The organism is Metapseudomonas boanensis (genome assembly GCF_018704125.1).
GTDB lineage: Bacteria > Pseudomonadota > Gammaproteobacteria > Pseudomonadales > Pseudomonadaceae > Metapseudomonas > Metapseudomonas boanensis.
In genome coordinates, this window is sequence record NZ_JAGTIS010000009.1 from 136846 (window position 1) to 153730 (window position 16885).

At 65.0% G+C, this 16885-nt stretch carries 16 protein-coding genes; 10 read left to right on the top strand and 6 right to left on the bottom strand.

Annotated elements, in window-relative coordinates; genetic code table 11:
- Positions 1 to 126 precede the first annotated feature (126 nt).
- The 3 genes from ilvA (at position 127) to J7302_RS17035 (ending at position 2695) form a co-directional block, all read left to right on the top strand.
- Positions 127 to 1641: a threonine ammonia-lyase, biosynthetic gene (gene ilvA / locus J7302_RS17025; protein WP_215377356.1), complete on the top strand. Its 1515-nt coding sequence runs from the start codon at positions 127 to 129 to the stop codon at positions 1639 to 1641.
- 103 nt (positions 1642 to 1744) lie between these two features.
- Positions 1745 to 2203, top strand: coding sequence for a DUF2269 domain-containing protein (locus tag J7302_RS17030; protein WP_215377358.1), 459 nt, complete (start codon positions 1745 to 1747; stop codon positions 2201 to 2203).
- Positions 2204 to 2227: 24 nt separating this feature from the next.
- Positions 2228 to 2695 (top strand): DUF2269 family protein, encoded by a 468-nt coding sequence (locus tag J7302_RS17035; RefSeq protein WP_215377360.1) that lies wholly within the window; start codon positions 2228 to 2230, stop codon positions 2693 to 2695.
- A gap of 1 nt (position 2696) precedes the next feature.
- On the opposite strand, the gene J7302_RS17040 is transcribed toward J7302_RS17035, so the two are convergent.
- The gene (locus J7302_RS17040) at positions 2697 to 3350 is read right to left on the bottom strand and encodes a histidinol-phosphatase (protein ID WP_215377362.1); all 654 of its coding nucleotides are present in this window, start codon (positions 3348 to 3350) and stop codon (positions 2697 to 2699) included.
- A 144-nt stretch (positions 3351 to 3494) separates the two neighbouring features.
- On the opposite strand from J7302_RS17040, the gene J7302_RS17045 reads away from it, so the two are divergent.
- Together J7302_RS17045 and ptsP are read left to right on the top strand one after the other, a co-directional pair.
- Positions 3495 to 3974 (top strand): RNA pyrophosphohydrolase, encoded by a 480-nt coding sequence (locus tag J7302_RS17045; protein WP_215377365.1) that lies wholly within the window; start codon positions 3495 to 3497, stop codon positions 3972 to 3974.
- A 22-nt stretch (positions 3975 to 3996) separates the two neighbouring features.
- Positions 3997 to 6276 carry a phosphoenolpyruvate--protein phosphotransferase gene (ptsP, locus tag J7302_RS17050; protein WP_215377367.1) on the top strand — a complete coding sequence of 760 codons (2280 nt, stop codon included), beginning with the start codon at positions 3997 to 3999 and terminating at the stop codon, positions 6274 to 6276.
- 27 nt (positions 6277 to 6303) lie between these two features.
- Here the strand turns inward: ptsP and J7302_RS17055 are convergent, their stop codons facing one another.
- A complete protein-coding gene (locus J7302_RS17055) occupies positions 6304 to 7050 on the bottom strand; it encodes an NRDE family protein (RefSeq protein ID WP_215377369.1) in 747 nt (248 codons plus the stop codon).
- Between the two features lie 120 nt (positions 7051 to 7170).
- Between J7302_RS17055 and J7302_RS17060 the strand changes: the two genes are divergently transcribed.
- The 4 genes from J7302_RS17060 to J7302_RS17075 are packed head-to-tail and all read left to right on the top strand — an operon-like array spanning position 7171 to position 10603.
- The gene (locus J7302_RS17060) at positions 7171 to 7953 is read left to right on the top strand and encodes a sulfite exporter TauE/SafE family protein (protein WP_215377372.1); all 783 of its coding nucleotides are present in this window, start codon (positions 7171 to 7173) and stop codon (positions 7951 to 7953) included.
- Positions 7954 to 7962: 9 nt separating this feature from the next.
- Entirely contained in the window at positions 7963 to 8763 is an 801-nt protein-coding gene (lgt, locus tag J7302_RS17065) for a prolipoprotein diacylglyceryl transferase (RefSeq protein WP_215377374.1), read from the top strand.
- Positions 8763 to 9557, top strand: a complete 795-nt coding sequence (locus J7302_RS17070; protein ID WP_215377376.1) for a thymidylate synthase — start codon at positions 8763 to 8765, stop codon at positions 9555 to 9557. Before lgt ends, J7302_RS17070 begins: the two co-directional genes overlap by 1 nt.
- A 50-nt stretch (positions 9558 to 9607) precedes the next feature.
- Entirely contained in the window at positions 9608 to 10603 is a 996-nt protein-coding gene (locus J7302_RS17075) for a ribonuclease T2 family protein (RefSeq protein ID WP_215377378.1), read from the top strand.
- A 61-nt stretch (positions 10604 to 10664) separates the two neighbouring features.
- On the opposite strand, the gene J7302_RS17080 is transcribed toward J7302_RS17075, so the two are convergent.
- The 4 genes from J7302_RS17080 to J7302_RS17095 form a co-directional block, all read right to left on the bottom strand.
- Positions 10665 to 11399 (bottom strand): hypothetical protein, encoded by a 735-nt coding sequence (locus tag J7302_RS17080; RefSeq protein ID WP_215377381.1) that lies wholly within the window; start codon positions 11397 to 11399, stop codon positions 10665 to 10667.
- A 160-nt stretch (positions 11400 to 11559) separates the two neighbouring features.
- Positions 11560 to 12930, bottom strand: coding sequence for a GTPase/DUF3482 domain-containing protein (locus J7302_RS17085; protein ID WP_215377384.1), 1371 nt, complete (start codon positions 12928 to 12930; stop codon positions 11560 to 11562).
- A complete protein-coding gene (locus J7302_RS17090) occupies positions 12923 to 14320 on the bottom strand; it encodes a DUF2868 domain-containing protein (RefSeq protein ID WP_349814455.1) in 1398 nt (465 codons plus the stop codon). The genes J7302_RS17085 and J7302_RS17090 overlap by 8 nt, the downstream gene beginning before the upstream one ends.
- A gap of 94 nt (positions 14321 to 14414) precedes the next feature.
- Positions 14415 to 15947 (bottom strand): nucleobase:cation symporter-2 family protein, encoded by a 1533-nt coding sequence (locus J7302_RS17095; protein WP_215377388.1) that lies wholly within the window; start codon positions 15945 to 15947, stop codon positions 14415 to 14417.
- A 333-nt stretch (positions 15948 to 16280) separates the two neighbouring features.
- Here J7302_RS17095 and J7302_RS17100 point away from each other — a divergent pair, with 333 nt between their 5' ends.
- The gene (locus J7302_RS17100) at positions 16281 to 16793 is read left to right on the top strand and encodes a dihydrofolate reductase (RefSeq protein ID WP_215377390.1); all 513 of its coding nucleotides are present in this window, start codon (positions 16281 to 16283) and stop codon (positions 16791 to 16793) included.
- The last annotated feature ends 92 nt before the right edge of the window (positions 16794 to 16885 follow it).

Genomic DNA, 16885 nt, shown 5'->3' on the forward strand with positions numbered 1-16885 from the left:
CCAAGTGAAAAGGGGGGAATCGAGGGGGCGCATTATAGCTGCTAAACCCCGCATTCCATGTGGTCGGCCGACGAATCCCTGCGGTAGACTCGCCCATCCCCGTAGTGCCCGCCCAGTGAAGCCACGATGCTTGAAGAATACGTCAAGAAGATCCTCACCTCGCGCGTCTACGACGTTGCGGTGGAAACCCCGTTGCAGACGGCCCGCCAGCTGACCGAGCGTCTGGGTAACCAGATCCTGCTCAAGCGGGAGGACCTGCAGCCGGTCTATTCCTTCAAGATTCGCGGCGCCTACAACAAGCTCGCCCAGCTTTCCAAGGAAGAGCTGGCGCGCGGCGTGGTCACCGCTTCCGCCGGTAATCATGCCCAGGGCGTCGCCCTGGCGGCCAAGGAACTGGGCATCAAGGCGACTATCGTGATGCCGCGCACCACGCCGGAATTGAAAGTCCAGGGCGTGCGCGCCCGTGGCGGCAAGGTCGTGCTGCACGGCGACGCCTTCCCTGAGGCCCTGGCCTATTCCCTGAAACTGGTGGACGAGAAGGGTTACGTCTACATCCACCCGTACGATGATCCCGAAGTAATCGCCGGCCAGGGCACGGTCGCCATGGAAATCCTGCGCCAACACCCGGGGCGCCTGGACGCCATTTTCGTGCCGGTAGGCGGTGGCGGCCTGGTCGCCGGGATCGCCGCCTATGTGAAGTACCTGCGTCCGGAAACCAAGGTGATCGGCGTCGAGCCGGACGATTCCAACTGTCTGCAGGCCGCCATGGCCGCTGGCGAGCGCGTGGTACTTGGCCAGGTCGGTCTGTTCGCCGACGGCGTGGCGGTGGCGCAAATCGGTCAGCATACCTTCGACGTCTGCAAGCAGCATGTCGATGAGGTGATCACCGTCAGTACCGACGAAATCTGCGCAGCCATCAAGGATATCTACGACGATACCCGCTCGATCACCGAACCTGCCGGCGCTCTCGCCGTGGCGGGCATCAAGAAGTACGTCGAGCGCGACGGTGTGCGCGGCCAGACCCTGGTGGCCATCGACTCGGGCGCCAACATCAATTTCGACCGCTTGCGCCACGTGGCCGAGCGCGCCGAGTTAGGCGAGAAACGCGAAGCCATCATCGCCGTCACCATTCCGGAGCGGCCGGGCAGCTTCAAGGCGTTCTGCGAGGCTATCGGCAAGCGCCAGATCACCGAATTCAATTATCGTTATCACACCGACAAAGAAGCGCATATCTTCGTCGGCGTGCAGACCCACCCGGAAAACGACCCGCGCGCAGCATTGGTAGAAAACCTGCGCGGCCAGGGCTTCCCGGTGCTGGACCTGACCGATAACGAACTGGCCAAGCTACACATCCGCCACATGGTCGGCGGCCACACCACGCGGATCAGTGACGAGTTGGTGTTCCGTTTCGAGTTCCCCGAGCGGCCCGGGGCGTTGTTCAACTTCCTCAACAAGCTCGGCGGGCGCTGGAACATCACCCTGTTCCACTACCGCAATCACGGAGCTGCCGACGGCCGTGTGGTGGCGGGCCTGCAAGTGCCAACGGAAGAGCGCCATCTGGTGCATGCGGCGCTGGACGAGATCGGCTATCCCTATTGGGACGAAAGCGACAACCCGGCCTATAAGCTGTTCCTCGGCTGAAAGGCGGGTTCAGCAACCGCTCTCCAGGCTGCCGGTCAAACGGTTTGCCGCCAGGTGCTAGGCTTGCGGCATGCCGACAGCGGCGCATACAAGGATGCAATCGATGGATAACTACCTGCTGCTGAAGATCATCCACGGCGCTTCTACCCTGGCCTTTTTTACCGGTCTCGGAGGCTTTGCCTGGTATGGCTGGCGCGCCTGGCGTGGAGGAAGCGCCGAGCAGCTCGGCAGCAGCCTGCGGCGAATTCTGCTGCTGGGCGTACCCCTGCTGATTCTCAGCGCCGTGGCCCTGCCCGTGAGCGGTTGGTGGCTGGTCGACCTGGTCGGTTGGCCCCTGGGCCAGATGTGGTTGCTGGGTAGCGCCGTGCTTTACCTGTTCGGCTGCATTGCCTGGCTGTTGTTGTTCGGGCGCCTGTCGCGTCTGCGGGAGCAGGCGCTGGCCGAAGGTGGGCCGGCTTCTGCGCAGGCCCGGCGTAGCCTGAAGTTCAGTGCGGCCTATGCCACGGTGGGTCTCGTGCTGTTTGGCGCAGTGCTGGCGTTGATGATTGCCAAACCGCTATGAGGCGCCTGCTCCCACGCCAATGAAATGACCCTTTATCTGCTCCTCAAGACCCTGCACACCCTGCTTGCCGCCGTACTCTTCGGCGCGGCTCTGGCTGGCGTCTGCCTCGCCTGGCGAGCATCGCATAGCCGTGAACCGCAGGTGGTCGAGGTGCTGTTCAGCAATCTGGTCCGTCTGGACGTGTGGTTGATCGCCCCGGCTGCCTTGCTGCTGCCGCTGGGCGGCCTGGTCTTGGCAAAGGTCGCCGGCTGGCCCCTGGACCAGCGCTGGCTGTTATGGAGTGTCGGCCTGTACGTGCTGGCTGGGCTGTGTTGGCTGCCCTTGCTTTGGCTGCAGGTGCGCATCCGCAACCAGGCACGCCGGGCCTTGCACGAAGGGGCACTGCTGGCGCCAGAGACCGTCGGTCAGCTGGCGCTGAGGCTGAAACTCTCGGGCCTGGCGCTGGTCATCCTGCTCGCCATCTTCGCCCTGATGGTGGTGAAACCGCTCTGACTCAGCGCAGCGAGATCACTGGCCAGCCGCGTTTCTCGGCTTCGGCGCGCAGCTTGGTGTCGGGGTCGACAGCGACCGGGCGAGCGACACATTCCAGCAGCGGCAGATCATTCAGCGAGTCGCTGTAGAAACTGCTGCCATCCAGCGTCAGACCGTTCTCGCTGAGCCAGCGATTAAGCCGGGTCACCTTGCCTTCGCGGAAGCAGGGGACGTCGGTGGAACGGCCGGTATAGCGGCCATCCTGCATCTCGCATTCGGTGGCGAGCAGGTCATCGACCCCAAGGCGCTCGGCGATCGGGCCGGTGATGAAGCGGTTGGTGGCGGTGATGATCACCAGCTTGTCGCCTGCGGCGCGGTGCTCGGCGAGCAAGTCTTCGCCCTTGGTCAGGAGAATCGGCTCGATACGGTCGCGCATGAACTCCTGGTGCCATTGCTGGAGCTGCTCCATCTCGCAGCGGCCAAGGATTTCCTGGCAGAAATCCTGGTAGGCCTGGACGTCCAGCGTGCCTGCCAGGTAGTCCTGGTAGAAGGCATCGTTGCGTGCCCGATAGACGGAACTGTCGACAATGCCGCGCTCGCACAAGTAGTCGCCCCAGGCATGGTCGCTGTCGCCGGCCAGCAGGGTATTATCCAGATCGAAGAGAGCCAAACGCACGTCGCACACCTTGCATCAAAACTTCGGAAGGCCGCCAGAATAACGGCTTTTGCCGGGTCTGCCCATTGTGCGAGATGCCCGCATTGCCGCATTTATGGCCTTTATGGAACAATGCCAAAACATGCGTTTGCGAGGTTGTGTGCCGTGATCGACTCCGATGGTTTCCGCCCGAATGTCGGCATCATTCTCGCCAATGATGTCGGGCAGGTGCTTTGGGCCCGGCGTATCAATCAGGACGCCTGGCAGTTTCCGCAAGGTGGCATCAATCTGCGGGAGACGCCGGAAGAAGCGTTATTCCGTGAATTGAATGAAGAAGTCGGTCTCGAAGAGCAGGACGTGAAGATTCTTGCCTGCACTCGGGGCTGGTTGCGCTATCGTCTGCCGCAGCGTCTGGTGCGTACGAACAGCCAGCCGTTGTGCATCGGCCAGAAACAGAAGTGGTTCCTGCTGCGTTTGCAGTCGGATGAGAACAAGGTACGGATGGACCTGACCGGCAAGCCTGAATTCGACGGGTGGCGCTGGGTCAGCTATTGGTACCCGCTGGGCCAGGTGGTGACTTTCAAACGCGAAGTCTACCGTCGGGCCCTAAAGGAACTAGCCCCGCGCCTGTTGGCGCAAGACTGACTCGGAGAAAGGCTCCCTAGCCATGCTCAACACCCTGCGCAAGATCGTCCAGGAAGTGAACGCCGCCAAGGATCTGAAGGCGGCGTTGGCGATCATCGTGCAGCGGGTCAAGGAGGCCATGGGCAGCCAGGTCTGCTCGGTCTACCTGCTGGACCCCGAGTCCAATCGCTTCGTGCTGATGGCCACCGAAGGCCTGAACAAACGCTCCATCGGCAAAGTCAGCATGGCGCCCAACGAAGGCCTGGTGGGCCTCGTGGGCACCCGCGAGGAACCGCTCAACCTCGAACACGCCGCTGATCACCCGCGGTACCGCTACTTTGCCGAGACTGGCGAGGAGCGTTTCGCATCATTCCTCGGCGCGCCGATCATCCACCACCGGCGGGTGATGGGCGTTCTGGTGGTGCAGCAAAAGGAGCGCCGCCAGTTCGATGAGGGTGAGGAGGCTTTCCTCGTCACCATGAGCGCCCAGCTTGCCGGCGTTATCGCCCATGCCGAGGCCACCGGCTCGATCCGGGGTCTGGGACGCCAGGGCAAGGGTACCCAGGAGGCCAAGTTCGTCGGCGTACCGGGAGCGCCAGGGGCGGCCGTTGGCACCGCAGTCGTGGTGCTGCCTCCCGCGGATCTCGATGTGGTGCCGGACCGCACGGTGGATGACATCGAGGCCGAGGTCGAGCGCTTCAAGCAGGCGCTGGAATCCGTCCGCGCGGATATGCGCCGGCTGTCGAGCAAGCTCGAGACCCAACTCCGCCCAGAAGAGCGGGCCCTGTTCGACGTTTACCTGATGATGCTCGACGATGCGTCGATCGGCATGGAGGTCAAACGGGTCATCCGCACCGGCCAGTGGGCCCAGGGGGCCCTGCGCCAGATCGTGTTGGAGCACGTCACCCGCTTCGAGCTGATGGATGATGCCTACCTGCGCGAGCGCGCCTCCGACGTCAAGGACTTGGGGCGCCGTCTGCTCGCCTACCTGCAGGAAGAGCGCAAGCAGAACCTGGTCTACCAGGAAAACACCATCCTCGTGAGCGAGGAGCTGTCCCCAGCCATGCTCGGCGAGGTGCCGGAGGGCAAGCTGGTCGGCCTGGTCTCGGTATTGGGTTCCGGCAACTCGCACGTGGCCATCCTGGCTCGCGCCATGGGCATCCCCACGGTGATGGGCGTGGTCGACCTGCCGTACTCCAAGGTCGACGGCATCGAGTTGATCGTCGATGGCTACCACGGCGAAGTTTTCACCAACCCGTCGGCCGAGCTGCGCAAGCAGTACCGTGAAGTGGTCGAGGAGGAGCGCCAGCTGGTCAAGGGCCTCGACGCCCTGCGCAGCCTGCCTTGCGAGACGCTCGACGGCCACCGCATGCCGCTGTGGGTCAATACTGGCCTGCTGGCCGACGTGACCCGTGCCCAGGAACGTGGCGCCGAGGGTGTTGGCCTGTACCGCACCGAAGTGCCGTTCATGATCAACGAGCGCTTCCCCAGCGAAAAGGAGCAACTCGCCATTTACCGCGAGCAGCTCGCGGCGTTCCACCCGCTGCCCGTGACCATGCGTACCCTGGACATTGGCGGCGACAAGGAGCTGTCCTATTTCCCTATCAAGGAAAGCAACCCGTTCCTTGGTTGGCGTGGTATCCGCGTCACCCTCGACCACCCGGAAATCTTCCTGGTGCAGGTTCGCGCCATGCTCAAGGCCAGCGAAGGCCTGGACAACCTGCGCATCCTGCTGCCGATGATCTCCGGCACCCATGAACTGGAAGAAGCACTGCACCTGATCCACCGCGCCTGGGGTGAAGTGCGTGACGAAGGTGTGGATATCCCCATGCCGCCAGTTGGCGTGATGATCGAGATTCCCGCTGCCGTCTACCAGACCAAGGAGTTGGTGCGCCAGGTCGACTTCCTCTCGGTAGGCTCCAACGACCTGACCCAATACCTGCTGGCGGTCGATCGCAACAACCCGCGCGTGGCCGACCTCTACGACTACCTGCATCCCGCGGTGCTGCAGGCGCTCAGGAAAGTGGTCGATGATGCCCACGCCGAAGGCAAGCCTGTCAGCATCTGCGGCGAGATGGCCGGTGACCCGGCAGCGGCCGTGCTGCTGCTGGCAATGGGTTTCGACAGCCTGTCGATGAACGCCACCAACCTGCCCAAGGTGAAGTGGCTGTTGCGGCAGGTCACCCTCAGCAAGGCCAAGGAACTACTCGAGCAACTGATGCGCATCGACAATCCCCAGGTCATCCACAGCTCGCTGCACCTGGCCCTGCGCAACCTCGGCCTGGGCCGCGTGATCAATCCGGCGGCAACCATCCAGGCCTGAACTCAGGCCTGGCGGTATCCTTGCTCGCTAAAACTCCACTCGCACCTCGCCCAGCCTGGCGCCGTAAGGTCCGTAGCTGCGTTCGACCAGTTCCCGGCGACCATCGGCCCGGATGATCAAGGCCGAGCTCGCGCGGGTGCCGTAGGTGCGCGTGGCGATGAAGACGCTGGACAGCATGCGCTCGGTGTTCAGTCCGACACCCGTCTCCGGCAGGATGTGGTCCGGCGCCTGCTCCGGGTCGTGCAGCAGATTGAGCAGGCTCTCGGTGGATTCCGGGGCCAGGCACTCGGCCAGCGCTGCCTTGCCGCGCTCGACCTTGGGCCAGGGCGTATCCAGGTCGGCGTTCGACACACCGTAGATCCCCGCAGACAGCGGTCGCGGACCGCCACTGCGCGGATTGAGGAACCACAGCTCCTCGACCGTGCCGACCACCAGGTTGAAGCCCGAGTAGTCATTGGCGCGGCGAGCAGCATCGGCGAGAAATTCACCGGGGCTGAGGTTGCCACGCAGGAACTGCACGCACAGTTCGCCGCGTGTGCGCCCGACTGGTGGCTGGCGCGGATCACGGATATTGGTCAGGGCTGCGAAGCGCCCGTCGGGGCCGACCCCTAGCCAGGTTCCACCCGCTTCAAGGTCTCGCCCCGCCAGGACGCCGGGCACGTCTTCCCAGCGCCCGAGTGGCAAGGCGGGGCGGGCATAGAATTCATCTCGATTGGCTGCGAGCACGAGCGGGACGTCGTGTCCGGGGCGCCATGCGAATACGACCAAGCACATGGTGTCATCTCCCTTTTCTTATGTTGCGGAGTCTAGCAGGCGCCGGGCGGACATCCATCAAGCGAATTGGAGTGGCGGACGTGCTTCCGTTACCATGCCGCTTTGTTTTTGGGGGTGTCGATGGAATTCCTGCTGTATATCGTGCTCGGCGCTTGCGCCGGCGTACTGGCCGGGCTGTTCGGCGTCGGTGGTGGCATGATCATCGTGCCGGTGCTGGTGTTCAGCTTCACGGCGCAGGGATTCGATCCCAGTGTGCTGACCCACCTGGCGGTAGGCACATCGCTGGCGACCATCATCTTCACCTCTGTCAACTCGGTGCTGGAGCACAATCGCAAAGGCGCGGTGCGCTGGCCTGTTTTCGCCTGGATGGCGCTGGGCATCCTGCTGGGGGCTGGTCTCGGCTCGCTGACCGCTGCTTCGATCCAGGGGCCGATGTTGCAGAAGATCATCGGCGTCTTCGCCATCCTGGTGGCCCTGCAGATGGGCCTCGACCTGAAACCCAAGGCCAGTCGCGATGTCCCAGGTAAACCGGGCCTGACCCTGGCGGGTGGGGTAATCGGTTGGGCGTCGGCGATCTTCGGCATCGGCGGTGGTTCGCTGACAGTGCCCTTCCTGACCTGGCGCAGCGTGCCCATCCAGCAAGCGGTGGCGACCTCCGCAGCCTGCGGATTGCCGATCGCCCTGGCCGGAGCCCTGTCGTTCATGGTCGTCGGCTGGCATGACGCGCACCTGCCGCAATGGAGCCTGGGCTTCGTCTACCTTCCGGCGCTGGTGGGCATTGCCCTGACCAGCATGTTCTTCGCCCGTTTCGGTGCGCGCCTCGCGCACAAACTGTCGCCGCGTTTGTTGAAGCGACTGTTCGCCCTGCTGCTGCTGACAGTCGGGCTGAACTTTCTGATCTAAGGAGCTGTGATGCTGGCTTATCCCCAGATCGACCCCGTGGCCATTGCACTTGGCCCGCTGAAAATCCACTGGTATGGCCTGATGTACCTGATTGGCATTGGCGGCGCTTGGTGGCTGGCATCCCGGCGCCTGAAGGCGTTCGACCCGACCTGGAGCAAGGAGAAACTCTCCGACCTGGTGTTCTGGGTAGCGCTCGGCGTCATCGCCGGCGGCCGACTGGGCTATGTGCTGTTCTATGACCTGTCCGCCTATATCGCCAACCCGCTGCTGATCTTCGAGGTCTGGAAGGGCGGCATGTCCTTCCACGGCGGCTTGATCGGTGTGATGCTGGCGACCCTCTGGTTCGGCCAGCGCAACGGCAAGAGCTTCTTCCAGCTGATGGACTTCATCGCACCGCTGGTGCCGATCGGCCTGGGCGCCGGGCGTATCGGCAACTTCATCAACGCCGAGCTATGGGGCAAGGCCACCGACCTGCCTTGGGCGATGATCTTCCCCACTGACCCTGCGCAACTGCCCCGGCATCCGTCGCAGCTCTATCAGTTTGCCCTGGAAGGCGTGGCGCTCTTCGCGATCCTGTGGTTCTACTCGCGCAAGCCGCGCCCAACGATGGCCGTCTCCGGCATGTTCGCCCTGTGCTACGGCATCTTCCGCTTCGTCGTCGAGTTCGTCCGCGTCCCGGACGCCCAGCTCGGCTACCTCGCCTTCAACTGGCTGACCATGGGCCAGGTCCTCTGCCTGCCGATGATCGTCGGTGGCATCGCATTGATCGTCTGGGCCTATCGCCGCCGGGCCGCCCAAGGAGTTGCCTGATGAAACAGTACCTCGACCTGATGCGCCGCGTGCGCGAGACCGGCACCTTCAAGAGCGACCGCACCGGCACCGGTACCTACAGCGTGTTCGGCCACCAGATGCGCTTCGACCTGGCGGAAGGTTTTCCGCTGGTCACTACCAAGAAGTGCCACCTGAAGTCGATCATCCACGAGCTGCTGTGGTTCCTGCAGGGCGACACCAACATCAAGTACCTGAAGGACAACGGCGTCTCTATCTGGGACGAGTGGGCGGACGAAGAGGGCAACCTCGGCCCTGTCTATGGTTACCAGTGGCGCTCCTGGCCGACACCGGACGGCGAGTCCATCGACCAGATCACCAAGCTGATCGAAATGATCAAGAAGAACCCGGATTCACGTCGTCTGATCGTTTCCGCCTGGAACCCCGCCCTGGTGGACCAGATGGCCCTGCCACCGTGCCACGCCCTGTTCCAGTTCTACGTGGCTGACGGCAAGCTGAGCTGCCAGCTCTACCAGCGCTCGGCGGACATTTTCCTCGGCGTGCCCTTCAACATCGCCAGCTACGCCCTGCTAACGCTGATGGTGGCCCAGGTCTGCGACCTGCAGCCGGGCGAGTTCATCTGGACTGGCGGCGACTGCCACCTCTACGCCAACCACATCGAGCAGACCGATCTGCAGCTCACCCGGGAGCCTCTGCCGCTGCCGACCATGAAGCTCAACCCGGAGGTGAAGGACCTGTTCGCCTTCAAGTTCGAGGATTTCGAGCTGGTGGGCTACCAGTCCCACCCGCACATCAAGGCCCCGGTCGCCGTCTGACCTGCTGTGCCGGGGCCTCACGCCCCGGCCACTCGCTGACAGGAGTCACCATGAAAGCCCCCCTCGTGGCCCTGTTCGCGGGTCTTGTCGGCCTCTCGCCATTCTTCGCCACCGCCGAGCCCGCCCAGGGCAGCTTCGTCGCCAGCCAGCGCTGCGAGGCCTTCCAGTCCATCCGCAAACAGAGCAATCCGGACGACCTCGCTGTCCAGCCGGGCCAGCGCTACGACGTGGTGGAGGTGAACAAGCGCGAGTACGACTGGCTGCGCATCCGCATGCCGGGCAGCGCTACACCGCTGCGCTGGGTGTCCGCCAGTTGCGGGACGGTCGAAGGGCTGGCGTTCAACACTGGAAAGGACGCTCAGCGTGCGGGTGGCGGCGACATCTGCAGCCGGCCGGACCAGCACGACGGCTATGTGCTGGCGGCCACCTGGCAGCCGGGCTTCTGCGAGCACTCGTCCTACAAGGGTAGCAAGCCCGAATGCGAGGGCTTGGAGTCCGGCGAGTTGCAGATCTCCCACCTGACCCTGCACGGCCTCTGGCCCAATCGCCAGTCCTGCGGCAAGCGCTACGGTCATTGCGACGGCCCCGAACTGAAACTCAGCGCCGATACCCTGGCCTACGTCCGCCCCTGGATGCCGAACTTCCAGTACGGCACCCGCTTCGGTCGCTACCAGTGGAACAAGCACGGGGTCTGCCAGACGCAGATGGACGACGATGCCTACTTCCGCCGCGCGGTGGACCTGGTGCGGCAACTGGATGAGTCGAAGGCCGGGCAATACATCGTCGCCAATATCGGCGGCGCCATCTCCCGGCGCGCCTTATACCAGAAGGTGGAAGACGAGTTCGGCAGTGCTTCGGCCGCCAACAACTTCCTGCTCATCTGCAGTGGCAAGTACCTCCAGGAAATCCGTGTTTCCCTGCCCCGCGAACTGAAACCAGCGGACAGCCTGGTGGGCGTCGTGGACGGCCAGTTCGCCGCCAGCCGCTCGCAGGATCGCAGCGAGTGCAGTGCCGATCGCATCCTGATCGAAGCGGGCGGCCGCTGATCCTGAGGAGCTGAGCTGCTCCGGAACACCCCGTCGCAGCTCGGCTTGTGCAGGTCTTCGGCTAGCTCAGGGTGACGGCCAATTCGTCGAGATCGACGACCGCACGGCTGAGGTAGAACTCGGCGCCTCCATGAGTGCGATCGCCGCCTTGCTGGAGTTGGGCACGAACGAAGCGGTAGTTGGTCCTGGCCTTGCCCAGCACATCGGCGTGATCCGGGTGGTCAGCAAGCAACTGGTCGAAACGCTGCTCGATGTCGGCATCCAGGCGCGAGGCCTGCGCTTCGGGCAGGGCGAAGTCCAGCTTGTTCGGCAGGGGGTAGGCGCGGAGTTGATAGTCCAGCAGCAGGCTGGCCAGCGCCTGGCTCTGGGCATTGAACGGCGCTCCCGGGTCACCGGCCGGGTCCTGTTTCATGCCTGCGGAGAGCGTTTGGGCGGCTTGTTCCAGTCTCCGTTCCTGCTCCAACAACTGGCCGACCAGTTCCGGGGAGCGGGGTGCCTGATCGTGTGGCAGGCCGTCGAGCGTCTTGAACAGCCTTTCCATGGTCTGCACCGGACTCTGCAGCGCTTCAGGATTGCCGAGCTGGACGACGAGCCGGCTCAGGGTGTTGAGGTGGTAGAAGGTGGCGCTCAGGGCGCAGCGGGCGGATTCGCGCTCTTGAGGATTGAAATAGACCATGGCGCTGGCGCAGAGCAGCCGGCTATGGCTACTCAGCTCGCCCAGACTCCGGGCGTCCTGCTCATTACCCCAGGTCAGCGGGCTCAGCAGGCAGAGCAGCAACAACAACTTGCGCATCATCCATCTCTCCCTGTTCTTGTTTTTGTGTCGGGCGTGCTGGGGGCGGGGGCAACTGGCCCCTTGCTGGCGCCCTGCATTCAGAGGGTCTGCCCTGTTGGAGCGGCGCGCCAATCCTGCGGGAGCCGAGGGCTTTCGGTAAGCCCTCGCAGCGGGCGCTTCGTCAGGGCATCAGGCCCGTGGCCAGCACCGCCACCTGCCCCTGGCGCTCGGCCTGTTCCAGATCCGCGCCGGCGTTCAGCGACGACCACTCCGGGTGAGCCCGGGCCTTGGCCAGTACGGGTGGCAGCTTGCCTTCCCGCCACTGCTTTTCTTCCGGGGTATCGATGCGAACCGCCTCGAATGCCGCATGGCCACGGGCGTCCAGTGCTGCCAGTAATTGCCGCTGGCGTAGGGCGAGCAGGCGCAGGATGGCATCGTCCACGGTGAGTTCCCGCTGCCCCTTGAGCTTGCCCAGCAAGCGTTCGCCGTAATGGCCGAAGGTCTGCCAGGCGCCACCAGCGATGGCGCCGAGGGCCGCTGCGGCGCCGAGGGTGACCCCGCCCACCAGCAGGTCGACGCCGGCGCCGGCTGCCGCGCCCGCGGCCATGCCGCCGCCCAGGCGTATCCCCAGTTGTTTCAGGGTCTCCGGGTTGAACAAGTCATCGCCCCAGCGGCCATTCAGCAGAGGCAGGTCGCTGGCGGCGGCATCCTCCTGGCTGAAGGCGTAGAGGCGCAGCAGGGCTTCCACGCAGCGCTGTTCACGTTCCCGCACCTGCTGGCGCAGGGTGCCCGTTGCGGCCTGCAGAGCGGCTTCCTGGGCCGGTACGCTGCGGCGACAGGCGGCCACATCCAGCAGGAGTTCGGCGATCAGCCGGCTGCCGGTGTCCAGACGCAGGCGCCGCTGGGCCTGATGGTCCTCCGCCAGTCGCTGTAATTGCGGCCGGGCACGTTCCAGCAGCAGGGCCAGGCTGTCGTAGAGGCGCTGCTCGCCGTCCAGTGGCGGTGCCACGCTGTCGAAGCGCACCAGGGCGTGCAGGCCGAGACGGGCCAGGGCTTCGCGCCAGTCCGCTTCGCGATGGCCTTCGCTGGCGACGAAGTTCAGCACCGGCAAGAGCGGACGGCCGCACATCGCCAGCACCGCCAGCTCGTCCCGGTACTTGGCCAGCACCGGCTCGCGGGCATCGATCACATAGAGTCCGGCGTCTGACACCAGCAGCTGGCGCAGCACTTTGGCTTCCTGTTCGAAACGCTGGCGCGCTTCGCTACCGTCGAGGAAGCGGGCCAGACGGGCCGGGCCGTCCAGGCGTTCACCGGGGCGGTCCAGACGCTCCAGATGGTCGAGCAGGGCGATGGCGTCTTCCAGGCCGGGCGTGTCGTAAAGCTCCAGCAGCGGCTGGCCCTCCACCGAGAGCCGCGCGCCCTCCACATGGCGGGTGGTGCTGGGGCGGTGGGAGACCTCGCCAAAGTCTCGATCCCGCAGCAGGGTACGCAGCAGGGAGGTCTTGCCCACATTGGTGTGGCCTACCACGGCCAGCTTCAGCGGCTTAGTCATGGCCGGTCTCCAGCCAGTTCATGGGGGCACCCTGGGCGTGGGGTAGGTCCAGCCGTGCCAAGGCCTGATGCCAATCGTCCAGGCGCTGGCTGTCCAGGGCTTCGCCGGGCGGGGCGGGCAGCAGCCAGACACGGGTTTGGGCTGCGCTGCGGGCCAGTTCGCCGATCAGCGCGAGGGTGCCGCGGTCCGGCGAGCGGCGTGGGTCGCAGGCCACCGCCAGGCGGGCCGGCGGAAAGCGGCCGAGCTGATCCAGCAGGCGCAGGCGCTGTTCGCGGCTGTCCAGCACCCCAGCGTCGCCCACGCCCTTGGGCAGGGCCGGGGGCCAGGGGCGGCGGTCGTCCAGTTCGATAGCCACCAGCAGGGCGCCCTGACCCTCGTCGGTGAGGCTGCCGCCCTGGGACTGCACCAACTCGACGGGGGCGGCATCGCAGACCCCGAGGCGCTCGCTGGTCGGCTGCAGGCGTTCCCGCAGCAGGCTGTAGCCGGGCAGGCCGAGGTCCAGGCCAAGGCGCGACTGCCCTTGCAGCCAGCGCCAGAGGCAGAGCAGACCCAGCAGCAGGCGTGGTAGCAGGCCATAGGTAAAGGTGACCCCCAGCAGCCAGCCGGACCAGGCCTGGCGCGCGCCTTCTTCTGCCAGCACGCTGCTGCTGGTGCGGATGGTCTCGGCATCCGGCAGGCTGAAGCCGAGCAGGGCGGGCAGGGCGCCCAGGGCCTGGGTCAGGAAGACGAAGGCGTCGCTGCCAAGAATGGTGGTTTCCCAGACGAAGCCGTAGCGGCGGGTGGCGAGCAGCAGGAGCAGGACCACAAGGGCGCTGCCCAGGGCCAGCAGCCAGGCGCCGTGGACTATTACGCCCAGGCCCCAGCGGGTCAGCCCCCGCCGTTGCAGCATCAGCAGCAGCGCGGGCGCCAGGTGCGCGGCCTGGGCGTCACGGGCGAGCTTGCCGCTGAGCCAGAGCCACAAGCGCCCGACCACACTAGCGCTGCCGCCAAGGCTGAACGACAGGGCCCAGCCCAGCAGCGTCAGCAGGTGCAGGCCGAGCAGGCTGCCCAGGGCCCAGAACAGATTGACCGGGCGCTGGCCGTCGCCGAGGGCGGCAAAGGCCAGGCCGGCACCGCTGACCAGTGCCAGCAACACCAGCAGCAGGCCGGCGAGCCGCGCGCCCTGGCGCCAGTGCTGCAGGGCCTGGACCTGGCCGTCGCGCTGGGCCAGCCAGAGGGCGCGAGCCTGGATGCGTTGCGCCAGGTCGCCACCGGCGGCGTTGGCGCGGCGGTTGGCTTCGGTGTCTTCCAGGGGGCCTGCGTGTTCTTCGCGCAGGCGGATGGCCTCGGTCAGCCAAAGCCGGTCGAGGCGGGAAAGGGGAGTGGTGGGGGCAGGATTGGTTTCGCTCACGAAGGGCCTCTTGGCCAAGGGTGAGCCCAGAGGATAACCGCTGCGGCGAGGCCCATCGATACAAGAAGGCCGGCGCATTGCGCCGGCCTTCTTGTCAGTGGCTGTGGGAGCTGGCCGCCACCTTGACCCGTGGCGCTGCGGCCTCGTGGTGGTCGTCCTCGTCGGTGACCTTCACTTCCTTGCCGTCGCAGTCATACAGCTTGCCGTCGCGGAAATAGTCGCCCTCGTGCAGGGCGGCGATGTCCTGGTAGCGCAGGGTGCGCTCGTTGGCGGCGACGAACACCGACTGCTGGTCCGAGTTACCGGCCTTCAAGTGGTTGAAGATGAGGTTCAGCAGGATGGCCATGATGGCGGCCGAGCTGATGCCGGAGTGGAAGATGGTTTCGAACCAGGCGGGGAAGTGGTGGTAGAAGGTCGGAGCCGCGATCGGGATCATGCCGAAGCCGATGGAGGTAGCGACGATGATCAGGTTCATGTTGTTGCGGTAGTCCACCTGCGCCAGGGTACGGATACCCGAGGCGGCCACGGTGCCGAACAGCACGATACCGGCGCCACCCAGCACAGAAGTGGGGACGGCGGCGATCAGGCGGCCCATCACCGGCAGCAGGCCGAGGGTCACCAGGATCAGGCCAGCGGTGGCCACCACGTAGCGGCTCTTCACGCCGGTCACGGCGACCAGGCCGACGTTCTGGGCGAACGCGCTCTGGGTAAAGGAACCGAACAGCGGGGCCAGGGAGCTGGAGATCATGTCAGCGCGCAGGCCGTTGCCCAGGCGCTTGGAGTCGACCTTGGTGCCGATGATTTCACCCACCGCGAGGATGTCTGCCGAGGTTTCCACCAGGGTGACGATGATCACGATCAGCATCGACAGGATTGCCGCGATATGGAATTCCGGCATGCCGAAGTGCAGCGGCGTGGGCAGGGCCACCAGCGGGCCTTCCAGCACCTTGGAGAAATCGGCCATGCCGGAGAACACCGCGACCAGGGTGCCGATCACCATCGCCAGCAGTATCGACAGGCGCGAGATGCTGGCGCTGCCCAGCTTGCTCAGCAGCAGCACGGTGCCCAGAGTGAAGGCGGCCAGGCCGATGTTGGACACGCTGCCGAATTCCGGCGACTGGCTGTTACCGCCCATCGCCCAGCGCGCGGCTACCGGCATCAGGGTGAGGCCGATGGTGGTGATGACGATGCCGGTCACGAGCGGTGGGAAGAACTTGGTGATCCGCGAGAACACCGGGGTGATCAGCAGGCCGATCAGCGAGGCCGCGATCACCGCGCCCAGTACGGCGGGAATACCGCCAGCGCCGTCGCTGCCAATGATGGCGATCATGGTCGCCACGCCGGCGAAGGAGACGCCCTGAACCAGCGGCAGTTGGCAGCCGAAGAACGGCAGGCCGATGGTCTGCAGCAGGGTTGCCAGGCCGCCGGCGAACAACGAGGCAGCGATCAGCAGGCCGATGTCCGCCGGCGACAGCCCGGCGGCCTGGCCGATGATCAGAGGGACCGCGACGATGCCGCCGTACATGGTCAGGACATGCTGCAAACCGTAAGCGAGGTTTGCGCCAATGCCGAGGTTTTCGTCTTCCGGGCGTTGCGTTGGTGATGGATGTGCGGATGGAGCGGTCATGATGGGCTCTCGCTTTTGTTTTTGTTCGGCGACTGTAGACAATTAATCGGAGTATTGGCTAGTGGTTTGTATACATTTTTATTCGCGCGTTAATTCGCCGAATTCCATTAATTCACCGCCAGATGCGTGGATTTTCCTGGAACAGGTATCTGATCTATTGGTCAGAAAGCGCTAAGTAGACGAATGGCAGCGCAAAAAGCGCCTGGACCTTCCCTGGGTGTAGCCTGTGCGTCACCGACCGGCTGGCCCGGCGCCGGACGGTCAGGTCCAGCGGGCCGCGCCCCATCGTCCGTTGGCTTTCTCTCCTTTGCGGCAGCCGGTATCCTCGCCGCCATGAACAAGACCCTCCCTCTCTGCCTCATCGCCGCCCTTGCGCAGAACCGCGTAATCGGCCGCGACAACCAACTGCCCTGGCACCTGCCGGCGGACCTCAAACATTTCAAGGCGATGACCCTCGGCAAGCCGATCATCATGGGGCGCAAGACCTGGGACTCCCTGGGTCGCCCGTTGCCGGGCCGGCTCAACCTGGTGGTCAGCCGCCAGCCGGGCCTGATGCTGGAGGGCGCTGAAGTCTTCCCCAATCTCGCGTCCGCCGTCGAACGTGCTGAAGCCTGGGCGCGTGAGGAAGACGTCGAGGAAGTGATGTTGATCGGCGGCGCCCAGCTCTATACCCAAGGCCTGCCCCAGGCCGACCGGCTCTATCTGACCCGTGTGGAACTGGCGCCGGAGGGGGATGCCTGGTTCCCCGAAGTGCCCGAGCAGGACTGGCGCCTCGCCTCCAGCATCGAGCATGAAGCCACGACCGAGACGCCGGCCTATGCCTTCGAGGTGTGGGAGCGGCGCTGAGCTTCTGCACCGTCTGCTCTTGTTGTGGGGGCGAATTCATTCGCTATGCAGGCCGAAGGCCTGCCTGATGAACACAAGGGACTGCTGCTCAG